At 46.9% G+C, this 24,496-nt stretch carries 25 protein-coding genes; 8 read left to right on the forward strand and 17 right to left on the reverse strand.

Annotation, left to right across the window (positions count from 1 at the left end):
* Nucleotides 1–9 precede the first annotated feature (9 nt).
* Genes plsX through AAHN97_RS04650 form a run of 3 tightly spaced genes read right to left on the reverse strand, consistent with a single transcriptional unit; the run spans nucleotide 10 to nucleotide 1,778 of the window.
* Nucleotides 10–966, reverse strand: coding sequence for a phosphate acyltransferase PlsX (gene plsX / locus AAHN97_RS04640; RefSeq protein ID WP_343306391.1), 957 nt, complete (start codon nucleotides 964–966; stop codon nucleotides 10–12).
* 48 nt (nucleotides 967–1,014) lie between these two features.
* Complete coding sequence (gene rpmF / locus AAHN97_RS04645) at nucleotides 1,015–1,209, reverse strand: 50S ribosomal protein L32 (RefSeq protein WP_074239520.1); 195 nt, start codon at nucleotides 1,207–1,209, stop codon at nucleotides 1,015–1,017.
* A 32-nt stretch (nucleotides 1,210–1,241) separates the two neighbouring features.
* The gene (locus AAHN97_RS04650) at nucleotides 1,242–1,778 is read right to left on the reverse strand and encodes a YceD family protein (protein WP_343306392.1); all 537 of its coding nucleotides are present in this window, start codon (nucleotides 1,776–1,778) and stop codon (nucleotides 1,242–1,244) included.
* Nucleotides 1,779–1,972: 194 nt separating this feature from the next.
* Between AAHN97_RS04650 and AAHN97_RS04655 the strand changes: the two genes are divergently transcribed.
* Complete coding sequence (locus AAHN97_RS04655) at nucleotides 1,973–4,438, forward strand: PAS domain S-box protein (RefSeq protein WP_343306393.1); 2,466 nt, start codon at nucleotides 1,973–1,975, stop codon at nucleotides 4,436–4,438.
* 2 nt (nucleotides 4,439–4,440) lie between these two features.
* Here the strand turns inward: AAHN97_RS04655 and AAHN97_RS04660 are convergent, their stop codons facing one another.
* Entirely contained in the window at nucleotides 4,441–5,319 is an 879-nt protein-coding gene (locus tag AAHN97_RS04660; RefSeq protein WP_343306394.1) for a fructosamine kinase family protein, read from the reverse strand.
* A 16-nt stretch (nucleotides 5,320–5,335) separates the two neighbouring features.
* On the opposite strand from AAHN97_RS04660, the gene AAHN97_RS04665 reads away from it, so the two are divergent.
* Nucleotides 5,336–6,406, forward strand: a complete 1,071-nt coding sequence (locus AAHN97_RS04665; RefSeq protein ID WP_343308265.1) for a DUF3810 domain-containing protein — start codon at nucleotides 5,336–5,338, stop codon at nucleotides 6,404–6,406.
* Here the strand turns inward: AAHN97_RS04665 and AAHN97_RS04670 are convergent.
* Nucleotides 6,403–7,350 (reverse strand): arginase, encoded by a 948-nt coding sequence (locus tag AAHN97_RS04670; RefSeq protein WP_343306395.1) that lies wholly within the window; start codon nucleotides 7,348–7,350, stop codon nucleotides 6,403–6,405. The two genes, AAHN97_RS04665 and AAHN97_RS04670, sit on opposite strands and share 4 nt — an antisense overlap.
* 31 nt (nucleotides 7,351–7,381) lie before the next feature.
* Nucleotides 7,382–8,521 (reverse strand): acyl-CoA dehydrogenase, encoded by a 1,140-nt coding sequence (locus AAHN97_RS04675; RefSeq protein ID WP_343306396.1) that lies wholly within the window; start codon nucleotides 8,519–8,521, stop codon nucleotides 7,382–7,384.
* A gap of 194 nt (nucleotides 8,522–8,715) precedes the next feature.
* Here AAHN97_RS04675 and AAHN97_RS04680 point away from each other — a divergent pair, with 194 nt between their 5' ends.
* From AAHN97_RS04680 to AAHN97_RS04690, 3 genes are all read left to right on the forward strand, one after another.
* Nucleotides 8,716–9,387 carry a YggS family pyridoxal phosphate-dependent enzyme gene (locus AAHN97_RS04680; RefSeq protein WP_343306397.1) on the forward strand — a complete coding sequence of 224 codons (672 nt, stop codon included), beginning with the start codon at nucleotides 8,716–8,718 and terminating at the stop codon, nucleotides 9,385–9,387.
* A gap of 12 nt (nucleotides 9,388–9,399) precedes the next feature.
* The gene (locus AAHN97_RS04685; RefSeq protein ID WP_343306398.1) at nucleotides 9,400–10,629 is read left to right on the forward strand and encodes a TlpA disulfide reductase family protein; all 1,230 of its coding nucleotides are present in this window, start codon (nucleotides 9,400–9,402) and stop codon (nucleotides 10,627–10,629) included.
* A gap of 507 nt (nucleotides 10,630–11,136) precedes the next feature.
* A complete protein-coding gene (locus tag AAHN97_RS04690) occupies nucleotides 11,137–12,402 on the forward strand; it encodes a serine hydrolase domain-containing protein (protein ID WP_343306399.1) in 1,266 nt (421 codons plus the stop codon).
* Here the strand turns inward: AAHN97_RS04690 and AAHN97_RS04695 are convergent.
* The 11 genes from AAHN97_RS04695 to dcd all read right to left on the reverse strand — a co-directional run bounded on the left by AAHN97_RS04695 (nucleotide 12,380) and on the right by dcd (nucleotide 22,854).
* Entirely contained in the window at nucleotides 12,380–12,994 is a 615-nt protein-coding gene (locus AAHN97_RS04695) for a nucleotidyltransferase family protein (RefSeq protein WP_343306400.1), read from the reverse strand. The genes AAHN97_RS04690 and AAHN97_RS04695 overlap by 23 nt on opposite strands.
* A gap of 4 nt (nucleotides 12,995–12,998) precedes the next feature.
* Complete coding sequence (locus tag AAHN97_RS04700; RefSeq protein WP_343306401.1) at nucleotides 12,999–14,141, reverse strand: XdhC family protein; 1,143 nt, start codon at nucleotides 14,139–14,141, stop codon at nucleotides 12,999–13,001.
* Entirely contained in the window at nucleotides 14,128–15,258 is a 1,131-nt protein-coding gene (locus tag AAHN97_RS04705) for a cysteine desulfurase family protein (RefSeq protein WP_343306402.1), read from the reverse strand. Before AAHN97_RS04705 ends, AAHN97_RS04700 begins: the two co-directional genes overlap by 14 nt.
* Nucleotides 15,255–17,378 (reverse strand): xanthine dehydrogenase family protein molybdopterin-binding subunit, encoded by a 2,124-nt coding sequence (locus tag AAHN97_RS04710; RefSeq protein ID WP_343306403.1) that lies wholly within the window; start codon nucleotides 17,376–17,378, stop codon nucleotides 15,255–15,257. The genes AAHN97_RS04705 and AAHN97_RS04710 overlap by 4 nt, the downstream gene beginning before the upstream one ends.
* A gap of 10 nt (nucleotides 17,379–17,388) precedes the next feature.
* Entirely contained in the window at nucleotides 17,389–17,844 is a 456-nt protein-coding gene (locus tag AAHN97_RS04715) for a (2Fe-2S)-binding protein (RefSeq protein WP_343306404.1), read from the reverse strand.
* A 3-nt stretch (nucleotides 17,845–17,847) separates the two neighbouring features.
* Nucleotides 17,848–19,926, reverse strand: coding sequence for a xanthine dehydrogenase family protein molybdopterin-binding subunit (locus tag AAHN97_RS04720; RefSeq protein WP_343306405.1), 2,079 nt, complete (start codon nucleotides 19,924–19,926; stop codon nucleotides 17,848–17,850).
* A 3-nt stretch (nucleotides 19,927–19,929) separates the two neighbouring features.
* Nucleotides 19,930–20,370, reverse strand: coding sequence for a (2Fe-2S)-binding protein (locus AAHN97_RS04725; RefSeq protein WP_343306406.1), 441 nt, complete (start codon nucleotides 20,368–20,370; stop codon nucleotides 19,930–19,932).
* A 127-nt stretch (nucleotides 20,371–20,497) separates the two neighbouring features.
* On the reverse strand, nucleotides 20,498–21,307 hold the full coding sequence (locus tag AAHN97_RS04730) for an alpha/beta hydrolase (RefSeq protein ID WP_343306407.1): 810 nt from the start codon (nucleotides 21,305–21,307) through the stop codon (nucleotides 20,498–20,500).
* Nucleotides 21,304–21,792 carry a DinB family protein gene (locus AAHN97_RS04735; protein ID WP_343306408.1) on the reverse strand — a complete coding sequence of 163 codons (489 nt, stop codon included), beginning with the start codon at nucleotides 21,790–21,792 and terminating at the stop codon, nucleotides 21,304–21,306. Before AAHN97_RS04735 ends, AAHN97_RS04730 begins: the two co-directional genes overlap by 4 nt.
* Nucleotides 21,793–21,794: 2 nt before the next feature.
* Entirely contained in the window at nucleotides 21,795–22,208 is a 414-nt protein-coding gene (locus AAHN97_RS04740; RefSeq protein ID WP_343306409.1) for a Dabb family protein, read from the reverse strand.
* A 109-nt stretch (nucleotides 22,209–22,317) separates the two neighbouring features.
* Nucleotides 22,318–22,854: a dCTP deaminase gene (gene dcd / locus AAHN97_RS04745; protein WP_343306410.1), complete on the reverse strand. Its 537-nt coding sequence runs from the start codon at nucleotides 22,852–22,854 to the stop codon at nucleotides 22,318–22,320.
* Nucleotides 22,855–22,926: 72 nt separating this feature from the next.
* Here dcd and AAHN97_RS04750 point away from each other — a divergent pair, with 72 nt between their 5' ends.
* The 3 genes from AAHN97_RS04750 to AAHN97_RS04760 are packed head-to-tail and all read left to right on the forward strand — an operon-like array spanning nucleotide 22,927 to nucleotide 24,495.
* Entirely contained in the window at nucleotides 22,927–23,556 is a 630-nt protein-coding gene (locus tag AAHN97_RS04750) for a 4'-phosphopantetheinyl transferase family protein (RefSeq protein WP_343306411.1), read from the forward strand.
* 53 nt (nucleotides 23,557–23,609) lie between these two features.
* Complete coding sequence (locus AAHN97_RS04755; protein WP_343306412.1) at nucleotides 23,610–24,116, forward strand: shikimate kinase; 507 nt, start codon at nucleotides 23,610–23,612, stop codon at nucleotides 24,114–24,116.
* Nucleotides 24,109–24,495 carry a DUF423 domain-containing protein gene (locus tag AAHN97_RS04760; protein ID WP_343306413.1) on the forward strand — a complete coding sequence of 129 codons (387 nt, stop codon included), beginning with the start codon at nucleotides 24,109–24,111 and terminating at the stop codon, nucleotides 24,493–24,495. The genes AAHN97_RS04755 and AAHN97_RS04760 overlap by 8 nt, the downstream gene beginning before the upstream one ends.
* Nucleotide 24,496 lies beyond the last annotated feature (1 nt).

The following is a 24,496-nucleotide window of genomic DNA, read 5'->3' on the forward strand; positions in this document are numbered from 1 at the left end:
TTCTTAAGCTTAATTCTCTTTTGCTACTTCTACAAAGCTCTCCCTGATCTTATCCATCAGTTTGCTTTCTATCATCTGCTGGGCTGTTTTGATCATGTTTTTGAAAGCTTCCGATCTGGCAATACCGTGACCAATGATCACTGGCTCAGCCACACCCAGAACAGGGGTACCGCCATATTGCTCATGATCGAAACGGTCCATGTATTCATCCTTGATATTGCGTCTTACCGCCACATCATGGAAGGACTCTGCCATTTTTAGTACCACATTGCCGGTAAAACCTTCACAAACGATCACATCCACGGTTTCTTTGAAGATATCCCTTCCTTCTACGTTGCCGATGAAGTTCAGTAAAGTGTTCTCTTTCAGCAGGGGGTAGGTGGCTTGTGCCAGGAGGTTACCTTTTCCTTCTTCCTCACCAATGTTCAGCAATCCAACCCTTGGCGTGGCAGTGCCCATGATGTACTGGGAGTAGAGGGAACCAAGAATGGCGAACTGCACCAGGTTTTCCGGTTTGCAATCCGCATTGATCCCTACGTCCAGTAACAGGCCATTTGAGCCGTCTTCCCTTGGTAAGATGGTGGAAATAGTGGGGCGTTGAACGCCCGGAATGAGTTTGATGGAGTATATGGCACCCACCATCATAGCGCCGGTATTGCCCGCGCTGATGAATGCATCTACTTTTTTACTTTGCAGGAGGTGAAAGCCGATGGAGATAGAAGATTGCGGCTTTTCTTTCAGTGCTTTGGTAGGATGTTCATTCATCCCGATCACCTGGGACGAATGAACAACTGTATATCTTGACTGGTCTAACCGGGCATCCGAAATTAACGGTGCTAAGGCCTGCTCATCACCTATCAATACAAGATGCACTTCCGGTGCAGCGTTGTCTAAAAATAATCTTACTCCTTTTACTGCTTCTGCGGGTGCATAGTCGCCACCCATCATATCTAGCCCGATTCTCATGAACTTTATTTTGTCTAGTTAGCTCGGGTGTAAAATTAGTAAAAATTATTATTTAGCAGCAGCTTGTTTTTCCAAAACAACTTTTCCTTTGTAGAACAGTTTGTTTTCTACCCAATGTGCGCGATGTCTCAGATGCGCTTCACCGGTTACGCTGTCTGTACTTAAAGTTTCAGCGAAAGCCTTGTAATGCGTTCTTCTCTTAGCTGATCTTTGCTGCGAATGTCTACGTTTAGGATTCGGCATTTTATTTGAATTTTAATTGTCCGTTTTTAAAATTAATTGTCTCTGAATTTTTCCAATCCTTTCCAGATCGGGTTTGTTTTGTCTTCGCCCTGTTCTTTCATCTTGTCCAGCATTTCAAGAACCTTCGGATCACAACCGCTTTTGCCGTTTGCATCATCCGGATGGATGCGCTGCATCGGGAAGCTCAGGTTGATGAATTCGTACACAAAATCCGCTACGTTCAGGTGTGATTCCGTCCTTGGGATGTATGTAACATCCGGATCTTCATCCCCATTCATCTCCTCCGGATTTTCCACCAGTTTTACAACCTGGTTGAAATCGTCCCACAACTGCAGTTCGAATGGTTGCCCGCAACGATCGCAAACAACAGTTGCTGTACCGCCAACTTCGAATTTCAGCAAAAAGAAGTTACTTTTCTTATCAAATTGTAACTTTACGGTAGCGTTACAATTCGAGAAATCCTGTTGACCATAGTTTTCAAAGAAACTGTCAGTGATCTGGTATTGGAATGTGTGCACTCCGGGCGTCAGACCTACAAAAGCTATGTCGAATTCGCGGAGATGCTTCATATCAAATAAACCTCACTTTTAGAGGGATGCAAAGGTAATAAAATATTTCCAAAAGCAAAAATTTCCTACTTTTGCTGATAGTCAACCGATAATTATATATAAAAATTTATAAAAATGTCAGATATTTACTGATAAGCACTTGTGTTAATTTTGTAACTTCATATCCGCATGAATAAATTCCGAATGAATGCCTTATGAAATCCTATAATGCCCCCTATTCCGCAAACGATATGACTCCCAAAGGAAGAATAGGCCGCAATACATCTCGTTCCTTGAAGTCGAAGCCCACCTCTACGGAGGGCTTACCGGATATTTTTGCCCTTCCCATCGCTGTTTACCTCCAAAATACAAATGCAGGTGTTTTAGTGTCAGACGAACGTCACCGTTTCGTCTGGGGTAATAATGTGTTCATGGAGTATTTCAACACCGGCCCCTACAAAGGTAACATGATCGACAAGGCTTTCCGCCCCTTCATCGATTATTGTGCCGAACATCTTACCGATCCTATAGCTTTTGAGTTGAAAATGAAAGAGTTAAAGCGCAGAAAGAAACCTTTCTTTGGCTGGGAACTCGTTTTCAAAACTGGTCACATCCGTGAAATCAGCTATATACCTGTATTTGACAACGGCCGTTTTGCCGGCAGCATCTGGCAGATCGTGGATGTTACCCGCCACCGCCAGTGGCAGGAGGAACTGATCCGTACAGACGAAAAATACCGGGTGATCCTGGATAATCTCAATGCCGCCCTCTGTGAAACTGATCTGGATGGCGTTATTGTTAAAGTATATGAAAGCTTCTGCCGCCTTTCCGGTTATACGGAGGACGAACTGATAGGCCGTAACATCACGGATATCTTTGTTCCGGAGGAAAACAGGGAATATGCCCGCAATCTCCGCCGGTACCGGGTAGAGAAAAAGGTAGCCCTGCTCTATGATATGGAGATTGTGCTGAAAGACGGTTCCCGTAAATGGGTGCTGGCCAGCTCCGGCAATATTTACGACCGGGACGGGAATGCGGTAGGCGGGGTAGGCATCCATATGGATATTACCCCCCAGAAGATCCTGCAAATGGAGCTGGAGGCCGCTAAACAGGCTGCCGAAGAAGCCCAGCGTACCCAGAAGGAGTTCCTGGCCAATATGAGCCATGAGATCCGTACGCCCCTGAATGCCATCATTGGTATGGCCCACCTGCTGGATGAAACAACATTAAGCGAAGAACAGAAGGAATACATCAAAATATTAAAGCACTCTTCCGGCATCCTGCATGGCCTGATCACGGATATCCTGGATATTTCGAAGATCGAAGCGGGCAAACAGGAAATAAATGCCCGGGAGTTTGACCTGAAGGAACTGATCCAAAGCATGAAGAACACCTTCCAGCTGAAATTGGGTCAAAGACCGGTGAAAGTGACGGTGGACTTCGATAAACGGATCGATACCCTGCTGATAGGGGATGATATGATCCTGAACCAGATTTTGATGAATTTACTGGGAAATGCAGAGAAATTCACAAAAGAAGGCGAAATTGCCATTAAAGTATCCCTGGATGATATCCAGGGAAATGCACTCTGGATCAAATTCATGATCTGCGATACGGGGATCGGCATTCAGAAAGATAAACTGGAACTGATCTTCCACAACTATAAACAAGCAGAAAAAGATATCAGGGAGCGTTACGGCGGCACAGGTCTTGGCCTGGCCATCGCTAAACAGCTGGTGGAATTACAGGGCGGGCAGATCAGTGTGGAGGAAGGCCCTGTGTACAAAACATCTTTCAGTTTTAACCTGCCCTTTATGGATACGCGCAAACGTTCCGTACATGTGGCAGACGGGGAGCTGGAAAATAAGTATTCGAAGATCGACTTTGGCAATGCAAAGGTACTGGTGGTAGAAGATAACGCCATGAACCTTAAATATATACTCAGCCTGCTGGAGAAATACAGGATCAATTATCAGCTGGCCACCAATGGCCCTGATGCGCTGTACTTCCTGGAATCCAGGCAATACGACCTGGTACTGATGGATATCCGGATCCCGGGAATGGACGGTTTTGAACTGGCCAAAAAGATACGGGAAGATGAAACCAGGCCCAACGTAGCAACGCCGGTAATAGCCACCACAGCAGCAGCTATGCCCAGCACAATTGCGCTGGCAAGGAATATCGGGATCACAGACATACTAACAAAGCCATACACACCTGACCAGTTACTCCAGGTGCTCAATAAATATCTAAATGAGGATGAAACCGAAATCATTATGGAAGTGCAAAATTTAAGCGGTTACGAATTCCACCCCAGTCTGGATGTTCGCTACCTTAATACCCTATACGAAAGTAACATCGGATACGCCATCGACCTGTTCGAGATCTTTGTGATGACGAACAAGGAAGAAGTGGGCAAACTGCAAGCCCTGGCAGATAATAAAGATTGGGACGGACTCAAGTTCCAGGTACACAAGATCAAACCTAACTTTTCCATGGTGGGCCTTACATGGATCACCACTAAAATGGAAACGCTGGAGAATTACCTCAACAAAGCTGTTTCACTGGAAACGATCCCTGTTATGCTGCGGGAGATCACAGATGAACTGAAAGGGCTGTTCCCGATCATTGAACAGGAATTACAGAAAATGTATGAGTTTGTGAAAATGCAGGAAAGATAAGATCAGATGCCGTTCAGCACTTCCTTTACATCATTGTAGTAATTTCCGCCGAAGAGGTTCAGGTGTACCATTAAAGGGTATAACTGGCATAAACCGATCCTTTTCTGCCATCCCGGTGCAAGCGGGCGGATGGCCTGATAGGTATAATAGAAGCGGGTATCAAATCCGCCAAACAACCTCGTCATGGCCAGTTCCATTTCCCGATGACCGAAGTAAACAGCGGGATCAAATATGCAGGCTTTTCCATCCGTACCTACCAGAAAATTTCCACTCCACAGGTCACCATGCAAAAGGGCAGGGGGCTCTTCAGGAAAGAGTTCAGGCAGCCGTTTGCAGATAGCTTCCAGCTGACCGAGCATGGTTTTATCCATCCGGTGTTTGTCGTATGCCATTTTTGCCAGGGGCATCAGGCGGTTGAACGCATAGAAAACCGGCCAGCTCACATAAGGCGTGTTGTATTGTTTAATGGAACCGATATAGTTGGAACCGCTGAGTCCGAAATAACTTTGGGTGGTTTGATGCATACGGGCCACTGCGGCTGCGAAGCTCTCCCAGAAATCAGGAGCTGCTGTTCCCTTTTCAAGGAACTGGGTAACCAGGAAGGCGCGGTTACCGGCTATGCCATGTGCTACAGGTTTGGGAACGGCAATCACATTTGCCTGGCGAAGCTCTTCAAGGCCATCGTGCTCACGGAGGAACATATCCGGAAAACGCCTGGCATCATTCAATTTCAGGAACCAGTCTCCCTCATTGGTCATTAAACGATATGTTTCATTTATATCTCCGCCATGTACTCTCTCTGCCTGATTTATCTGTATTTTCACAGATAATTTGTGGGACAGGGCGCTGGCTAATTCCCGTTTAATAATTTCATCTATCATGTTCCTTCAAGTTAAAATGGAAACGAACGACCTGGTTAAAAGACAATTAATTTCAATCGCCGTAAGCATTGTAGCTATCCTTGTATTAAACTGGGTTCTCGCAGCAGAAGGGTGGCTGTCAGCGCTTTATTTCCATAGGTGGTACGTTTTCATTAGTACACTTCTTAGAAAAGTTCTTGGCTTCGTGCCCTTTAGTATAGGCGATGTAATATACATCGTCTGGATAATAGTTGGGATAATTTTTTTGTTAAGAACGCTGTGGAGCCTTATCCGTGGCCAGTGGAAGGACTTATTGTACAGGGTTTTAAAAGGGTTGAGGTCTATACTATGGCTGTATTTTATTTTCCTTTTATTCTGGGGTGGGCATTACCGCCGCAATTCCCTCGCAGCGGACCTTGGTTTTGAAGTGAAGCGCTACACCACTGCGGATCTTTACCTGCTCACAGATACGCTGGTGAAGCTCACCAACCATGATAAAGCAGTGCTGGATGCACTTTCGCCGGATACCAGTGCTAAGGCCACTTTTAAAACAGCTGCGGATAGTTACCGCCAGTTGTCGAAGATATGGCCGGGACTTCGTTATAATTATCCTTCCGTTAAATCTTCTTTATACGGCAAATATCTTAATTACGTTGGCGTTACAGGTTACCTGAACCCCTTTACCAATGAGGCACAGGTAAATACTTCGGTACCTGCTTTCCTGCAGCCCTTCACTACCTGCCATGAGATCGCACATCAGTTGGGATATGCGCCGGAAGAGGATGCTAATTTCATTGGCTACTTAGCTGCCAGCAGAACTACCGATAGCCGTTTCCGTTATGCTGCCAATTTTGAAATGCTGCTGTACAGTGTACGGCAGTTGGGGCGCAGGAATGGTTACCTGGCAAGGCTTATGTGGGACAAAACATCTCCCGGTGTAAGGGAGGATGTACGTAAAATGATCCTCTTCTACCGCGAGTACGAAGGGCCAATTGACGATTATTCCGCTGTATTATATGATCAGTACCTGAAGGCAAACCAACAGGCAAAAGGGATCAGGAGTTATAGTGAAGTGGTGGGATGGCTGATGGCTTACTACCGGATCTAGTTCATCATCAGCACATTCACGCTCCTTTGAAGGATGTTGAAAGCAATCTCTGCCATCAGGTTTTCCTTGTCCAGCGTAGGGTTCACTTCCGTTATCTCAAAACAGCAGATCTTGCGGTGCTGCATGAATTTGGAAATAAGGTCTTCCGCTTCCCGTTCCCGCAGGCCATTGCTTACAGGTGTTCCGGTACCACGGGAAATAGAAGCATCCAGACTGTCCACATCAAAAGAGATATAAATGTGCTCGCAATCACTTAAGTAACGGAATACAGAGCGGGCAACATTCTCTGCCCCTTTGCGGCGTACTTCGTTTGTAGTGATCACCTTCATGCCGTATTTCTTAATAAGATATTCCTCTTCCTTTTCATAATCCCGCAGGGAAATGAAAACAATGTCTTCGGGAAGTACCTTGGGGGCTATCTTCCCTATATTCTTCAACTGGTTCCACATCCTGGCGGTGTTTTCATCCAGCTCGTGTACCTTATGTTCTTCATTATCCTCTGCAATGGAAGCCGCCAGCGGCATGCCATGCATATTGCCGGAAGGTGTGGTGTAAGGCGTGTGAAGATCTGCATGTGCGTCAATCCAGATCACGCCCAGTTTAGCTTTGGGCCTTGCCATTTTGAGGCCTGCAATGGTAGCGCCCGCGGTACTGTGGTCTCCGGAGAGGATCACAGGGAACCAGTTGGCTTTAATGGCCTCACTTACGCTTTTGCTGATCCTTTCGTATAAAGTATAGGTGCCTTTGATACGTTTGGCAAAAGGGGATTCAATAGGTTCAAACAGGAGTTTATTTTCTGTTTCGATCTCTTCGGTAGGGAAATGAACGAAGAAACTGCTCATAAAGTCCAACGCAGCTATTTTGATAGCATCCACCCCCAAACTGGCGCCTCTTGTTCCTGCGCCTATTTCGGATTTAACCTCAATGATCTTAATGTTTTTCATAAATTATTTTGGTGTAAGGCCGGCATCCCTGTTACCCCAGGATGCTTCGGCTGATCACGATCCGCTGTACTTCGGATGTGCCTTCATATATCTGTGTGATCTTTGCATCGCGCATAAGGCGCTCTACGTGGTATTCTTTTACATAACCGTAACCGCCGTGCACCTGCACTGCTTCTGTAGCTACCCACATGGCGGTTTCTGAAGCAAATACTTTTGCCATGGAGCCGCTGAGGGTATAATCCATTTTATTGTCTTTTTCCCATGCTGCGCGCAGGCACAATAAACGGGCTGCTTCCACCCTTGTGGCCATGTCTGCCAGTTTGAACTGGATGGCCTGGTGCTGGCTGATCTCTTTACCGAAAGCCTTCCGGGTTTTAGAGTATTTAAGGGCCAGTTCATAAGCACCGCTGGCAATGCCCAAAGCCTGGGAAGCAATACCTATACGGCCGCCGCCTAAGGTTTTCATGGCAAATTTGAACCCAAAGCCATCATCGCCGATGCGGTTCTCTTTCGGCACTTTCACATCCTGGAACATGATACTGTGCGTATCACTGCCACGGATGCCCAGTTTATTTTCTTTGGCGCCGATGGTAACACCAGGAGAATTCTTTTCTATGATAAGGGTGTTGATGCCTTTGCTGCCCAGTTCAGGATGGGTTTGTACCATCACCAGGTATACGCTGGCAGAATTGCCGTTGGTGATCCAGTTTTTGGTACCGTTCACGAGGTAATGGTCCCCTTTATCTTCCCCGATCGTTCTTTGGGAAGTAGCGTCAGAACCGGCTTCCGGCTCACTTAACAGGAAGGCGCCGATTATCTGACCACTGGCCAGGGGCACCAGGTATTTTTGTTTTTGTTCTTCCGTACCATATGTTTCAAGACCCCAGCATACCAGGGAATTGTTTACGCTCATCACTACAGATGCAGAGGCGTCTATTTTGGAGATCTCCTCCATAGCTAATACATAGGAAATGGTATCCAGGCCGGCACCGCCGTATTTAGGGTCAACCATCATTCCGAGGAAACCTAATTCTCCCATTTTTTTAACCTGTTCGGCCGGAAACTTTTGTAACTCATCCCGCTCTATAACACCCGGCAGCAATTCATTCACTGCAAAATCTCTGGCTGCTTTTTGAATCATCAGGTGCTCTTCCGTTAACTGAAAATGCATACGTAAATTGTTTTAGTGGTGTTTACAAACCTATTTTAAAATGAGGATGTAAAAAAATCGGCTCATAGAATTTTATGGAATCAAGCAATTATAGGGTATTGTTGAATATTTTGCAGGAATGTAGCCGCTTAATTTAGGCTTTTCACAATAACCTTTTGCTCAGATTGGTAAAAGTCTATTATTTTTGTAGGAATATGGCAGTGAATATAGCAGCCTATCAGCAGGTAATTAATGAGTTAAGATCCTTTAATGCCCGCCTGGTAGCCGTATCAAAAATCAAACCTGTATCGGATATCCTTGCATTATATGAAGCCGGCCAGCGGATCTTCGGAGAGAACTATGTGCAGGAGCTGGCGGATAAGCAAACCCAATTGCCGGAAGACATTCAATGGCACTTTATCGGGCATCTGCAAAGCAATAAGGTCAAATATATTGCGCCCTTTGTAAGTATGATCCATGGGGTGGACAGCCTGAAGTTATTACAGGAGATCAATAAACAGGCTGCTAAGAACAACCGGGTGATCGATTGCCTGTTGCAGGTATTTATTGCGCAGGAAGAAACAAAGTTCGGGTTGAACGAAACAGAGCTGGATGAACTGCTTGCGCAGGCAGCAGGTTTGCAGAATGTGCGGATAGCCGGTTTAATGGGTATGGCCAGTAATACGGATGATGAGGCACAGATCAGCCGGGAGTTTAAAGGACTCGCTGCGCTGCAGGCCAGGCTGAAGGAAAAGTACTTCCCTGGTACAGATGATTTTAAAGAACTGTCCACCGGCATGAGCGGAGACTATAAACTGGCCCTTGCAGAAGGCAGTACGCTCGTAAGGATCGGCAGTTTACTTTTTGGTGCAAGAAACTATGCTTAAATATATTTCAGGATGAAAAGATTATTGTTCATAACCTTCGCGGCATTGGCTGCGTGTGGTACGCAACAAAAAGCCCAACTGGCCACAGGTGCCTGGCAGGCTCATTTGTTGCGGGAAGACGGCGGAGACATTGTATTTAATTTCGATCTGCTGGATAGTGCAGGAAAGAAGACCATTCATATCATCAATGCAGGCGAACGTATGCTGGTGGATGATGTGCGGCAGGAAGGAGATTCTGTTTTCATCCGCATGCCTTTCTTTGATAATGAATTCCGTGCAGCACTGCAGGCAGACGGCAGTTTGCAGGGATTATGGATCCGCCATCTGGCAAATAAGGATGCCAGCATTACCTTTAAAGCAAAACCGGGTATCTCAGAAAGGTTTGCCAGTACACAAGCTCCCAAATTCAATATCAGCGGCCGCTGGCCTACTTACTTCAGTTCCCCCAACGGGAAGGACAGCAGTTTTGCCATTGGTGAGTTTACCCAGAACGGAAGTGTTGTACATGGTACCTTTCTCACCACCACTGGCGATTACCGTTACCTGCAGGGTGTGGTAGATGGCGATTCCCTCAAACTTTCCACCTTTGATGGTTCTCATGCCTACCAGTTCAATGCGCTCATTACAAATGATTCTACGATCAGCAATGGTGTGTTTTACCAGGGTATCACTAATAAAGAAACATTCTCTGCGCGCAAAGACAGCAGCGCTAAACTGCAGGATGCCACCACGCTGGCCACTGTAAAAGAAGCAGGGGCAGTACTGGATTTCAGTTTTCCGGATCTGAACGGGAAGAAGGTATCTATCAAAGATGAGCAATTCAAAAATAAAGCAGTGATTGTGCAGCTCTCCGGATCCTGGTGCCCTAACTGCATGGATGAAACGGCTTACCTGAGTGATTGGTATAAGCAGAATAAAGATCGTGGAGTAGCGATCATCATGCTTTGCTATGAGCGCACTACTGATTTTGAAAAGTCAAGGAAGGCAGCGGCCGGTTTTGCCAAACGTTTTGATGTGACCTATCCTGTATTGTTGACAGGCGTTACGCCTGCTGATCCGCAGAAAGCGGAGAAAACACTGCCACAGCTGACAGGCATCAAGGGTTTCCCTACTACGATCTATATAGACAAAAGCGGCAAGGTGAAAGAAGTGCATACCGGGTTTAACGGACCGGGTACAGGAGAACATTATGAGGAATATAAGAAGGAGTTTAACGCGCTGATGGATGAGCTATTGAAGTAATATTCTTGTTGATAAACAAAAAGGAGAAACAGGGCTGACCTTGTTTCTCCTTTTTTTATTCATTAAGGGCGATGAGAATATTCATTGCTTTTTTTGGTAAGTATTCATTGCTTGTATTGAAGATTTTTTCATTTGGAATAATTTATTCAAAGAATCGTAAACGTAGTTCCATGGCCTGTATGCTGGGAATATGATATGCTGTCTCTCAATATGATAATAAGGCAGTCAGTGCTTTTTTTTGTGGTTCTGATCCTTTCGTTATATTTGATCAGGAGGATAGACATGTACGTTTTTGGGCTGGTAAAACAGTTCATTTTTTAAGATGAAAAAACCTCTCAACGAAAAGCCATCCAGGTTTAAAAAAATCCTGGATGGCCTCACAAAGATTGTAAGCTTGCTTACAAAGATGAAGAACCTTTTTGATCTTTTTCACTAAGGTTCGAAGCCTGGAGATTGCAGCTCCGGGCTTCTTTATTAAAATTACATCTTTTTTAGTACTTTTCTGATATGAAAAAGTTCTCCACGTTATTCCTGTTCCTTTGCATCGTATCATCTGCTTTTGCACAGCAGCAACAGTTCAAGCAGGCAGCCAATGCAGCGGCCGCCGGTTTCAGCGCAGAAAGGCTGGCCCGTATAGACAGTTTTTTCAATGCCATTATCAAAGAGGGGCTTGCACCCAATGCCGTTACTTTCATTGCCCGCAATGGCCAGATCGTGCATAATAAAGCGTATGGTTTCAGTAACCTGGAAAAACATACGCCGGCACACACAACGGACATCTTCCGGATCGCCTCGCAGACAAAGCTGATCACTACCATTGCTGTGCTGATGTTGTATGAAGAAGGACGTTTGCTGCTGGATGATCCTATTTACAAATACCTGCCGGAATTCAGGGATACAAAAGTGTTGGTGAAGTATGACAAAGAAACGGGTAAGGCAGAAACCCGCTGGCCCAGGCCAATGCCCACTATCCGGCACCTGCTTTCTCATTCAGCCGGGATACCTTATGAACATCCGATGGACAGCCTGTTAAATGGCAGAACGATGTTGGGCCTCAGCTCACTGGATGCCGTTACAACAGAAGAACTGGTGAAGAAGGTAGCACAACGTCCCTTAGTGCATGATCCCGGTACACAGTTCACCTATGGTTACAATACAGATGTTGCAGGAAGGATCGTGGAAGTAGTATCTGGAAAAAGCCTGAGTGACTTCTTCATGGAAAGGATTTTTAAGCCCCTGGGCATGAACGATACTTATTTCTACCTGCCGGCTTCAAAAGCCAGTCGCCTGGTGGAGCTTTATTCCAAACAAAAACTGGAAAGCCCGCTGACACTTCATTCCAATATCTCTAACAGAACATTCCCCATTGCCGGTAAACAAACGCTGCACCTGGGAGGCGCGGGGCTGGTAAGTACTGCAACTGACTACGCAAAAGTTTGCCAATTCATTCTGAATGGCGGTACGTTCAACAATGTAAGATTGCTTTCCCGTAAAACGGTAGATATGATGGGGCGTAACCAGATAGGCGGAAGCCATGTATGGGACAGGAATGATAAGTTCGGCCTTGGATTCCAGATCATTACAGACAGTACAAGATATGGTGATCAGGCATCTCCGGGTTCATTGACCTGGGGTGGTGCCTATTGTTCGGAGCATACCATTGATCCAACAGAGAAGCTGATCTTACTGGTGTTTACGAATGTATCTCCTTATGCATATTATGGAGATTTTGTGCGGAAGTTCCGGGTGCTTACTTACCAGGCGTTGCAGTAATTAATGCCTGGTACGCCTCTTCCGTATCAATATCGATGGCGCCCAGCGGGAAAGGGACCACGGCAGTATCAGCATCGTATTTTTCAATGATGTGTTTTGCGCCGGTATCGCCCGTGAGGGATAACAGTTCAGGGAAGAGCTTTCGGTGAAATAAGGCCGGAATACCTTTTCTGCCTTCATATAAGCTGGCCACGATCTTAGCGCCTGTTTCTTCCTGTTTGGCTATTAAAGCAGACAGATGTGCTGCATCTACATGTGGCTGATCGCAGGTCATGAGCATGATATACTGGATCGGCCGCCTGTCGTATTTCAAATATTTAACACCGCAGCGGATGCTGGATGCTATCCCATCTTTATATTGAAAGTTATATTGAGTGCGTACGTTGATGTCTTTTTCCAGGAGTTTTGCCTGCCTGCCGGCCGCCAATACCACTACCGTTGAATCCTCATTTATTTCGCAGGCCGTTTTAATGGCATTGTTCAGCAGTGTATCTCCTTTATACATGAGCAGCTGTTTAGGTGTACCTAACCTGATGGATCTGCCGGCAGCGAGGATAACGATACCAATGCCATAATAACGAAGGTTTCGCATAAACTTAATTGGTGTTAGAAGAGATGATCTCTGTTTTCCTTTCATGCATTTTGCCTGTGAAGCTGCGCAGGTAAACACCTGATCTGCCGGCAAACACCGCCTTTATTTCAGTGAGAACCGCCAGTGCGATCTCTTCTGCTGTTTCAGCGCCGATATCCAGCCCTACAGGGCTGTAAACACGGGATAGTTGTTCTTCGGTGACCTTTGTTCCTTCTTCTTCATACTCCGTGAGCATCCTGCTGAGTTTTTTCCTCGGGCCCAGCATGCCGATGTAATTTACAGGCATAGCTATCAGGGCTTTCAGCAGAGCTTTATCGTAATTGTAGTTATGGGTCATCAGCACCACGGCTGTCTGATCATCTATCACCAGTTCCCGGAATGCACTTTCCGGATCAGCAACAATCAGCCGGCAGGCGGGGAAACGTTGGGTATTGGCATAAGCGGGGCGCCCATCCACCAAAGTGATATCCCATCCTAATACTTCACCGATCTGTACCAAAGGGAATACATCATTGCCGGCACCTGCTACTATAATAGAAACAGGAGGAGGGAGGTATTCATAGAATGCAGAGATGGGTTGACCATCATTAGGATACTCTATGAAAATGGATTCTTTCTGTTCCAGTATATTTTCAGCATCCTTTATGGCTGAGGGTAACAGAGCATTGGAGCGGAGAAAGTTTTTATCCGCTTTTAGCAGTAACCGTGTGCCTTGTTGTTCACTCCATTTGTTCTGAAGGGAAAAAAAAGTAACCAGCACAACTGCTTGTCTTTTTTGTACGATATGCTGCAACAGCACGATGGGATTTGTAACGTCTTCCGGTATGATAGGTTCTATGAGCACCTGGATGATTCCGTTACAACCCAGCCCTATACCTATTACTGCATCTTCTTCATCAGAAGTATCATAAGTGGTGAGCAGGGGTTTTCCCTGCATCATTACCATTAATGCTTTCCGCAGGGCATCTCCTTCCAGGCATCCTCCGCTGATAGCACCGGTAAGCATACCATCTTCCGTGATCAGCATCCGCGCGCCAGGTGCTCTGTAGGAAGAACCTGCAACGTGCACCACTGTGGCCAGTGCAGCCTTTTGCTGCTTTTTACAGGCCAGCTCATATGCATGTATGATCTGCTTAATCTCTTTCATATACTAATTGTAATTTCCGCACAGTTTCCGTTAACAGGCCCACTGCAAAATTCACCTCTTCTTCTTTGGTAAAACGGCCCAGGCTGATACGGATAGAATTGCGTGCATTCTCCCGCGTTAGGCCCATGGCCAGCAGTACATGTGAAGGTTGTTGTACAATCCCGCTGCAGGCGCTTCCGCGGCTAAGGGCCAGGTGTTTGGACACGGTAAGCAGTAATTGCTCACTATCTATGCCGGGGAACAGGATATTGCTGACATGGGGCAATCTGTTGTTGCCCCCATTTACGAATGAACCGGGTAATAACTCCAGCAGTTCATGTTCCATTTTATCTCTCAGTGTTGAACTCTCCATGCTACAGATCTCAGCCGCTTTCCCAAAGCCCACAATACCGGGTGTATTCAGGGTGCCGCTGCGATTGCCTCTTTCATGTGCGCCGCCATGTAATTGCTGCAGGATGGTTTTATTGTTCCGTACATACAAAGCGCCTACGCCCTTCGGCCCATATAACTTGTGCGCGGAAAAAGGCATCAGATCAATGTCTTCTACGTTTACCGGTATCTTGCCGACCGCCTGTGTTGCATCACACATAAAACATACACCATACTTCCTGGCGATAGCACCTATTGCTTTAACAGGATGGATCACGCCGGTTTCGTTGTTGGCGTACATCAATGCAATGCAAATCGTTTCTTTCCGGATGGATTGTTCCAGTTCATCCAGGGAGATCATGCCTTGTTGATCTGTGTGCAGATAAGTAACTGAAAATCCCTTTTCTTCCAGGTAAGCGCAGGTATCCAGTACAGCGGTATGTTCTGTTTTAGCTGTAATGATATGTTGGCCTTTGGAAGCGTTTGCTTCCGCGAGCCCTTTCAGCGCTAAGTTGATGGCTTCTGTTGCGCCAGAGGTGAAAACAATCTGTTTAGGATTGGCCTGAATTAAATGTGCTACCTGTTCCCTGGCCTGTTCTGTTGCCTCTTTGGCCAGCCAGCCAAAACCATGGTCCCTGCTGGCAGTGTTTCCATAGTGTTGGGTGAAGTAAGGCAACATTTCTTCCACCACCCGCGGATCGCAGGGGGTGGTAGCGCAATAATCAAAATATAACGGCGCTGTTATCATGCGAACAGATCACTTTTAATAAAGGGCTGGCTGGTGAGCCTTACACCTGTTGCCGCAAAAACGGCATTTGCCAATGCCGCGCCGGCAGGGGGTAAGGCGGGTTCGCCAAGTCCTGTTGGTGCTACATTGCTTTTTATAAAATGAATTTCTATTTCAGGGATTTCGCTTAAGCGGATCATCCGGTAAGCAGAGAAATTGGTCTGGTCCGGTTTACCTTTTGTAAGTGTGATCTCTGCGAACATGGAGTGGCCTATACCATCAATGATACTGCCTTCCACCTGTGTTTCCGCACCACTTAAATTCACCACTGTTCCGCAATCCACCACGCAATACACCTTCTTCAGTTTCACCTTGCCGTCTGCCTGTTTTTCTACTTCTGCCACCTGCGCTACATAACTCTCAAAAGAGAAATGCGCGGCAAAACCAAGGAAGGTATTGGCTCCTTTGGATTTCCCCCATCCGCCTATCTCAGCAGCTTTTTTGATAACCGCCGCAAAACGGTCCGGCTCATAATTCACTCTGCCTGTAGGGCTGCTCTTTGCCTGTTCCAAAAGTTCCAGGCGGAGTGTTACCGGGTCTTTACCTATTTTATGCGCAATCTCATCCAGGAAAGATTGTTCAGAGAAGGCAATGAAATTATGGGTTGGTCCTCTCCAGGGAGCTGTTGTAACAGGCGATTTATATACATGCGTATCCACCTGTAAATTCGCTACTGCTCCCGCCGGGAAACTATCCGGGCTCGCAGCACCGCCCACTCCTGCAGAATAGTGATGCCAGGCCACCAGCTTGTTATCTTTGTCAACTGCCGCCCTGTATTTATAGCTGTACATGGGGCGGTAATAACCACCACCCATATCATGTTCTCTTGACCAGATCACATTCACCGGAAGATTGCCGGCGAGTTTGGATACAACGGCCGCCTCTTCTACAAAATCCGTCATCAGCCTTCTTCCGAAACCACCACCCATACGCGTCATCATCACAGATACTTTATCTTCCGGCAGTTTCAGCATTTCGGCTACCCGTTGTCTTGCTCGTTCCGGTGTTTGTATGGGACCATACAATTCAGCGCTGTCTGCTTTCACATGTGCGAAGAAGTTCATGGGCTCCATGGTATTGTGGGCCAGGAACGGCGCATCAAATGCTACTTCTATTACTTTGGCTGCATTGGAAAAAGCGGCGGTTATATCTCCATCCTTTCTCCTGGGTTTATCCTGCGGATCTTTAGCCAGCAGGGCATGCAGATTTTTAACATAATCATCCGTGCTTTCCAGCGGGCCATCTTCTTTCCATTGCGCTTTCACTTTTTTAGCGCCCTGCATCACTTCCCAGGTAGAGCGGCCCAGTATGGCGATCTTGTTTTCAAAACGGAGTACCTGTTTTACTCCCGGTGCTTTCTTTGCTTCTGCATCATCAAAAGACACCAGCGACATACCAAATGCAGGTGGCCTGATAATGGTGGCATATAACATGCCTTCCCGTTTGGTATCAATACCGTATTTGTATTTGCCGGTAACGATGGCGTGATTGTCCACATTCCTGATGCGCTGCCCGAGCAGCTTATAGGTTTCTTTTGGTTTTACTTTTACATCTTTGGGAACTTCCAGTTTGCCGGCTTTTTCTGCCAGTTCACCATAGCTCATTTTTTTGTTGCTTCCTTTGTGCAGTACACTGCCATTCTCAGTAGTACATTCCTCTGCCGGCACCGTCCATGCTGCAGCTGCTGCATTGATCAGCATTTGCCTTGCAGTGGCGCCTGTTTGCCTGAAAGATTCCCAGCTTGCACGAACAGATCCGCTACCTCCGGCAACCTGCCGCTTGTATTTTGTGGTATCCAGTCCGGCTTGTTGCACCTGTATATTTTTCCAGTCCACATCCAGCTCTTCTGCGATGAGCATAGGCAGGGATGTTTTAACACCCTGACCTATTTCCGGATTGGGGCTCATGAGTGTGATGCGGCCCTGTGTATCGATCTTGATGAAAGCATTGAGGTCAAAGGATTGTTCCTGTCCCGGAGCATCAGCAGCAAGGGTGCTGAACCCTAGGATCAACCCTCCGCCCGTTAATGCACTGATGCGGATGAAATTCCTTCTGCTTAATTTATTATCCAGTTCTTTCATGTGTCAGTTTTTAAACTTTTGCGCCCACCTGTTTGATGGCTTTTTTGATACGGGTATACGTTGCACAACGGCAGATATTCGTCATGGCCTCATTGATCTCTTCATCTGTTGGATGAGGGTTGCTTTTCAGTAATGCTGCAGCTGCCATGATCTGCCCGCTCTGGCAATATCCGCATTGCGGAACATCTATTTCTTCCCATGCTTTTTGTACAGGATGATCGCCGTTTGCAGATAGTCCTTCAATGGTGATGACCTTTTCCGTACCTACACTGCTTACAGGATATACGCAGGACCTTACGGCTGCGTTTCCGATATGTACTGTGCAGGCGCCGCATTGTGCTATACCGCAACCAAACTTTGTTCCGGTGAGGCCAATCACATCCCGCAATACCCATAGCAAAGGCATTTGGGGACTAACATCCACTGTGTGTTTTTTTCCGTTGATCGTTAAATTGAATGTTGCCATAATTTATGAATTGGTCTTGAGCCCTTGTGGAATCAAAGGCAGGTTATACAATTTGATACCCGTTGCATCCAGGATGGCATTGCGTATAGCCGGGGCAATACCAACAATGGGTGTTTCACCGGCGCCGGCCGATGGTATATCTTTCCTGTTGATCAGTACGATGTCTAATGGTGGAATGTCCGTAAACCGGGGAACACGGTAGCTGGAGAGGGAAGGGTTTAAGATCTTTCCGTCCTCAAAGTCGATCTCCTCAAACAGCGCACCTCCAAGGCCTTGCAGGATACAGCCCATCACCTGGTTTTCCAGGTGCATGGGATTCACGATCGTACCACAATCATAAGCTGCTACTATGCGTAATACTTTGAGCTCTTCTGAAGAGGTATCATGTGCTACTTCCACACAGGTGGCGATGTAGGAATTCTTTACAAACCCGCATGCGATGCCGTAACCATGACCGGCTTTCTTTTCTTTTTTCCAGCCAAACTTTGTAGCGGCGGTTTGCAATACATTTTTTAGCCGTTCATCCTTCAAATTACTTAACCTGAAATCCAGCGGATCGCGTTTTAATTTCCGGGCAAGGTCATCCATGATGCTTTCAATGGCAAACACATTTGCCGTGGCTGCCAGGCCGCGGTAGGAGCCTTGTTTTAAAGGTGTTTTGGAGGGATGGAATTGAATCTGTTCGTTAGCGGTATCGTATGGTGTATCAATTCCTGCGTTGCCGGAATTATAATTATGAAATTCCCAGGAGGTGATGAGCCCTTCTTTATTTACACTTGCTGCTGCTTCAATGAGGCCGCCTGGTCTTAAGTACGCCCACTTGAATTCTTCTTCACGCGTCCATACTACTTTAACCGGTTTACCGGTTACCTTAGCCAGCTTTGCAGCTTCAACAGCTGCTTCTCCGCTGTGTTTTCCACCATAGGCAGACCCGGTATCCGGCATGATCACACGGATCTTTTCTTTGGAGATGGAGAATTCAGCCGCCAGTTCTTCCTGTACCCCAAAAGGGCGTTGTGTACCCGTCCATACAGTAAGTTTTTCACCTTCCCAGATGGCGATGGCTGCACGCGGTTCCAGGGGAACATGCGCGATGTATTGTATTTCAAAATGCTGCTTAATATTGATGTTGGAAGCCGCGAATGCTTTTTCCACTTCTTCTTTGGTGTTTCCTTTGTCCCTGGCGTTCTCTTTCAGGTAAGCGAAGATGTTGGCTTTGGAAGGTTGCGGTGTGGTATTCCAATGTGCATCTATCCTGGCCAATGCATTGGCGGCGGTTTGCGGATCAGGAGCGACCACCCCTACATAATCCTTTTCTTTTACTATGGTAACGGCAGGGGATATACGTGCTTTTTCCACATCTGCGGAAACCAGCGTTGCGCCGTAGGAGGGTGCTCTCAGGATCTTTCCGTACACCATGCCCGGCACTGCCATGTCAGATACATATTTGTGTTTGCCGGAAACGAATAATTTCCCATCGATCTTGGGCACCGCAGTTCCTGCTACCGTCCATTGTTCCGCAGGTGTCAGGGCTGCTTTATCATTGAGGGGAAGTTCCAGTTTTTTGCCTTTGGCCAGCGCTGCATAACTCAGTGTTTTGCCGGAGCTGGTATGCACTGCTTTGCCATCTTTCACTTTCACGGATTGTTTATCCGTTTTCCATTCTGCTGCTGCCATATCTGCCAGCGCTTCTCTGAGCGAAGCAGCTGCTTTACGCAGTTTGGGAGCCATGGTGGGCGTAGTGAGGCTGCCATATGTGCCGCGGTCATAAGGTGTCAGTAAAGTATCTCCCATGGTCATTTCAATGGCATCCACCGGTACGGAGAGTTCTTCTGCTACTACCTGTGTCAGTGAGGTACGGATATTTTGCCCTACTTCTACCTTTCCGGTAAATACGGCGATCTTTCCGTTTTCCTGTATATGGATCCAGGCGGCAATGCTGTTTTCATCCGCAATGGCTGCTTCTTTTGATGCAAACAGGTCGGACCAGGTGAGGATAATGGCCACGCCTCCGCCCAGCAGTTTAAAGAAATTCCGCCGGGTGACAGTATGTGCAGGTGAAGCGATGTTTTGATGATCCATGGGTTAGGCTTTGCTGATGGCATTAATAATGCGCGGGTACACACAGCACCTGCAGATATTACCCTGCATGGCGTCTATGATCTCCTGCCGGCTGGGTTTCGGATTTTTCATCTTCAATGCAATGGCGGCCATGATCATACCCGAAGAACAATAGGCACACTGAAATGCATCCGCATCCAGGAAGGCCTGTTGCATGGGATGCAGTTTTCCATCCTTTTCCAATCCTTCTATCGTAAGGATGGCTTTGTTCTGTACACTCGCAACAGGTGTGATGCACGCAGGCATCGCACGGCCATCTACCAATACTTTACAGGCACCACATGCCCCTTCGCCGCAGCCGTATTTGCTGCCCGTTAGGTTTAAATGGATTCGTAAAGCATCTAGTAGAGTGGTGTTATCTGGTACGTCAAGTGTGTAATCAGTGGAATTGACATTGATTTTCATAGACGCATATTGACCTGTTTCAAATATAACAATAATGGAATACTTCCGCAACCTTTAATGATCAGCGGTCAGGAATATAAAAAGCCGTCTCTTTCCCTGAGACGGCCCCTTTTTTTATAAGTACGTTTTATTTACGATCAAAGAAGTTATGCATGAACAGCAACTGGTACTGCACGGCATTGTTCCAATAATCCCAGTTATGCGCGCCGGGCCTGGTTTGATAATCGTGCGGAATACCGCGGTACAGCAGTTCCTTGTGCAGGTTCTCGTTCACTTTATAGAAGAAATCCTCTGTTCCGCAATCAATGATCAGGGCCAGTGAGTTGGGGCTGAGGAGATGCAGCATATTGATCACGGTATATTTTTCCCAGCGTTCCGGTTGTTCCGCCTGGGTGCCCAAACGTTTGGCCATGTTCCAGTTGTTGGGATAAGGGCGGATATCCACGCCACCACTCATGCTGCCGGCAGTGCCAAAAATATCCTGGTGTTTAAAAGCAAGGTAAAGTGCTCCATGGCCACCCATGCTCAGGCCGGTGATGCCTCTGCCTTTTGCGTCTTTCCTTGTTTTGTAATTTGCATCTACCCATTTCACCAGTTCTCCGGCCACATAGGTTTCATATTTCCAGGAAGCATCTTCCGGGCTATCCCAGTACCAGCTGCTCACGCCGCCATCCGGACAAACGATCATCATCTGCAACTGGTCTGCTGCCTCCTGTACGTATTTCACATTCTTTACCCAGTTGTTGTAGCTGCCACCATGGCCGTGCAGAAGATACACAACCGGCCATTCTGCTTTATCTGCATAATTATCCGGCCTGATCACTACGGCTTTGATATTTTTTTTCATGGCGTTGCTGTAAGTATCAACAGTATCTACTTTCGCCGCCTGCGCAACGCCGCAGGCCAGCAGGAAAACTATAACGAGGAGTTTTTTCATTTTAAGACATTAACAGTAACTAATAGCTGGCCGGTGTGGCGCATGGTATGTTCTGCAGCGTGGAATAATAAACCCATCACGGTAGAGGGCAGTTGTTTCCTGCCAACACCGCGGAAGTCGGTAAGTGTATTGGGATCCGTCTGAGATAACTGGAGCAGGGCTTTTTTCACCTGTTCATCAAAACGTTGGAGCAAAGCGGTTGATGTAGCCACCGGTTTCCCTTCTTCCGCTAACTGATCATATTGTTCCTGGCTCAGCAATGCTGCGCGGGCATAGGTGAACAATCTGTCTATCACACCGCTCATGTGTTGCAGGTGGAATCCGGGAGAGGCAACACCCTGAGGGGCTTCCCATAGTTTTTCTTCCGGGAATCCCTGCATCATGGTATTGACTTCCCTGTTGGCCTGTAACAATGCATGTGCAACAGGCTGCAATAATGCCGGTATGTTTTCTACCGGCCCGCTCATCCAGTATTCGGTAGCCATAATTATGCTTCTACTGCATCGTATACAATCACTTTATCCCAGAGAGGGCTGCAATTCTTAATGAATTCCAGGTGGATGGGATGGGTCTGGTAAGCTTCCTGACCTGCGAGGTCTGCAAAGAACATCAGTTCGGAAACAGCCCAGCTGTTATCTACCACTTCTCTTTTTTCTGTGCTGGCCACTACACCTACGCGCAGTTCCTTTACAGTAGGTATTTTGGATAAAGATTTTACCCCTGCTATCAGTTTGGCGCGGTCTTCTTTGGAATCCGGGTTCTTCAGCCAGAAGAATACATGGTGAACAACAGGGTATTTCGGTGGCTGATTGGACAAAGGCATGGCTACTGCGGCAGTACCGGCGGCGAGGGCAGCGGCAGTGCCCAGGAATTTTCTTCTGTTAGACTTGGACGTGCTCATATTGGTTTTGTTAATGGGATGAAAGTAGTGTATAAATGTTAGAAATTATAATGGCACAAAAAAGGCCCGGAATTCCGGGCCTCTCAGTATAATCAGTTGAATATCAGTATTAAAATACGTTCTTCCACATCATGCTTTCCACCGGCCGTATAGTCCGCCCGTTGTATTTTGCATCTCCTTTCTTATTATACAACGTTTCCACATCTCCTTCTACTGCAAAGTAGATCAACTGCCCGATAGGCATCCCTGCATAAATGCGTACGGGCTGTGCGCAGGAGATCTCCAGCGTCCAGGTGTTGCAAAAACCAACATCTCCTTTTCCGGCGGTGGCATGGATGTCGATACCCAGGCGGCCCGTGCTGGACTTACCTTCCAGGAAAGGAACGTGTGCATGCGTTTCCGTGTATTCAAGTGTAACACCCAGGTAGAGCGTATTCGGCTGAAGGATAAAACCTTCTTCCGGGATCTCGAAATGTACGATCTCATTGTGCCTGCGGGCATCCAATACCCTGTCCTTATAAGTGGCCAGGTACTTTCCCAGATGTACATCGTAGGAGTTGGTACCCAGGAATTTGCGATCATAAGGGCTGATCACGATAGTGCCCTTTTCAATTTCCTCTAAAATCCTTTTGTCAGACAAGATCATGAATGTGATTTGTTTAGTAGGTTAGGCCAGTTGGGTATTTCCCATTAAATTCGCATTTAATGCGGCGAATTTATGCCATTAATACGAACGATACAAATAGATCAGGATACGAAGCTGGGAGTGTGGAAAATTGGTGAAGAAGAAGCATTCTTCAGAACAGCGGTAACCATTGAGCCCGAAGTGCATCACCCGCACAAACGCCTGCAGCACTTTGCCGGGAGGTATCTTTTAGTGGAACTTTTCCCGGACCTGCCCGTAAATGAGATCAGGATCATGGACAGTAGAAAGCCCTATATCCCGGGTAATCCTTACCATTTTTCCATTTCCCATTGTGAAGATTTTGCAGCCGCCATCGTGAGCAGGAGGGAACATGTGGGCATTGACATAGAAAAAGTACAACCCAAGGTAGCGCGGGTTGCCCATAAATTCCTGGCGCCGAGAGAAGCTGAATTTTTATCTTCCGAAAACAAACTGGCCCATCAAACCGTTTGCTGGTCTGCCAAGGAAGCGGTATATAAATGGTATGGAATGGGCGGGCTGGATTTCAGGGCCAATATGCAACTCCAGGTTTTTGCTTTCGGACAAACAGGATTCATTACCTGTGATTTCCTGAAAGGAGACCGGATCGCCACGCTGGACCTTCAGTATTTGATGGATAAAGACCTTTGCCTGGCCTGGGTGTCAGGAGAGAATAAAAAGTAATCGTGCAGAAGTAAAAAAGATTTTTTACTTTCTGCGCCGTAAAACTATCAGCTTTGAAACTATTTCTATTGGGTTTCATGGGAGCCGGAAAATCCTATTGGGGCAAACAATTGGCCATACACTGGAACCTGCCGTATTTCGACCTGGATGAAGTGATCGTAGAAAGGGAAGGTATGTCTGTTGCCGACATCTTTAATCAAAAAGGCGAAGACTACTTCCGCAAAGTGGAAGGCAAAGTATTGCGGGAACTGGCCGCAGACAATGATGCCTTTCTGATCTCCTGCGGTGGCGGTACACCCTGTTTTTCAGACACCATGGACTTTATGAATGAGGCCGGCACTACTATCTGGCTGAACCCTTCTCTTGAAGTAATGGTGGAGCGCCTGCAAAGGAAACAATACAAACGCCCACTTATACAGGACCTTGGAACGGAAGAGCTGACGTCTTTCACCGAAAAGAAGTTAGCAGAACGCCAGCCCTTTTATGAGCAAAGTCAGATTATCATCAGTGAAGATGAAATAACTTTGGAGACATTTGATAAACTGATCAACAATGCATAAATCATTTCTCGTTTGGGCAGCACTGTTAGGAGGCCTTGCAGTGATACTGGGCGCATTTGGCGCACATAAGCTGAAGGAACTTGTTCCCATGGAAACCGTGAGCACTTTCCAAACCGGTGTAACCTACCAATTTTATCATGTGTTTGCCCTCCTGGCTGTGGGTATTTTATATGCACATATTCCCTCCCCCCAACTTGTTTGGGCCGGCAGGTTCTTCCTGACAGGCATCCTGCTTTTCAGCGGTTCCCTGTATGCACTGACCCTGCTGAAAGCAACGGAAACAGTAGGGCTCAGAGGTATTGGAGCCATCACCCCTTTAGGCGGCCTGTTTTTTATTGCCGGATGGGTAGCATTGTTATTGGGCGTGCTCAGGAAATAAG

Origin of the sequence: Chitinophaga niabensis (assembly GCF_039545795.1) — a bacterium.
GTDB lineage: Bacteria > Bacteroidota > Bacteroidia > Chitinophagales > Chitinophagaceae > Chitinophaga > Chitinophaga niabensis_B.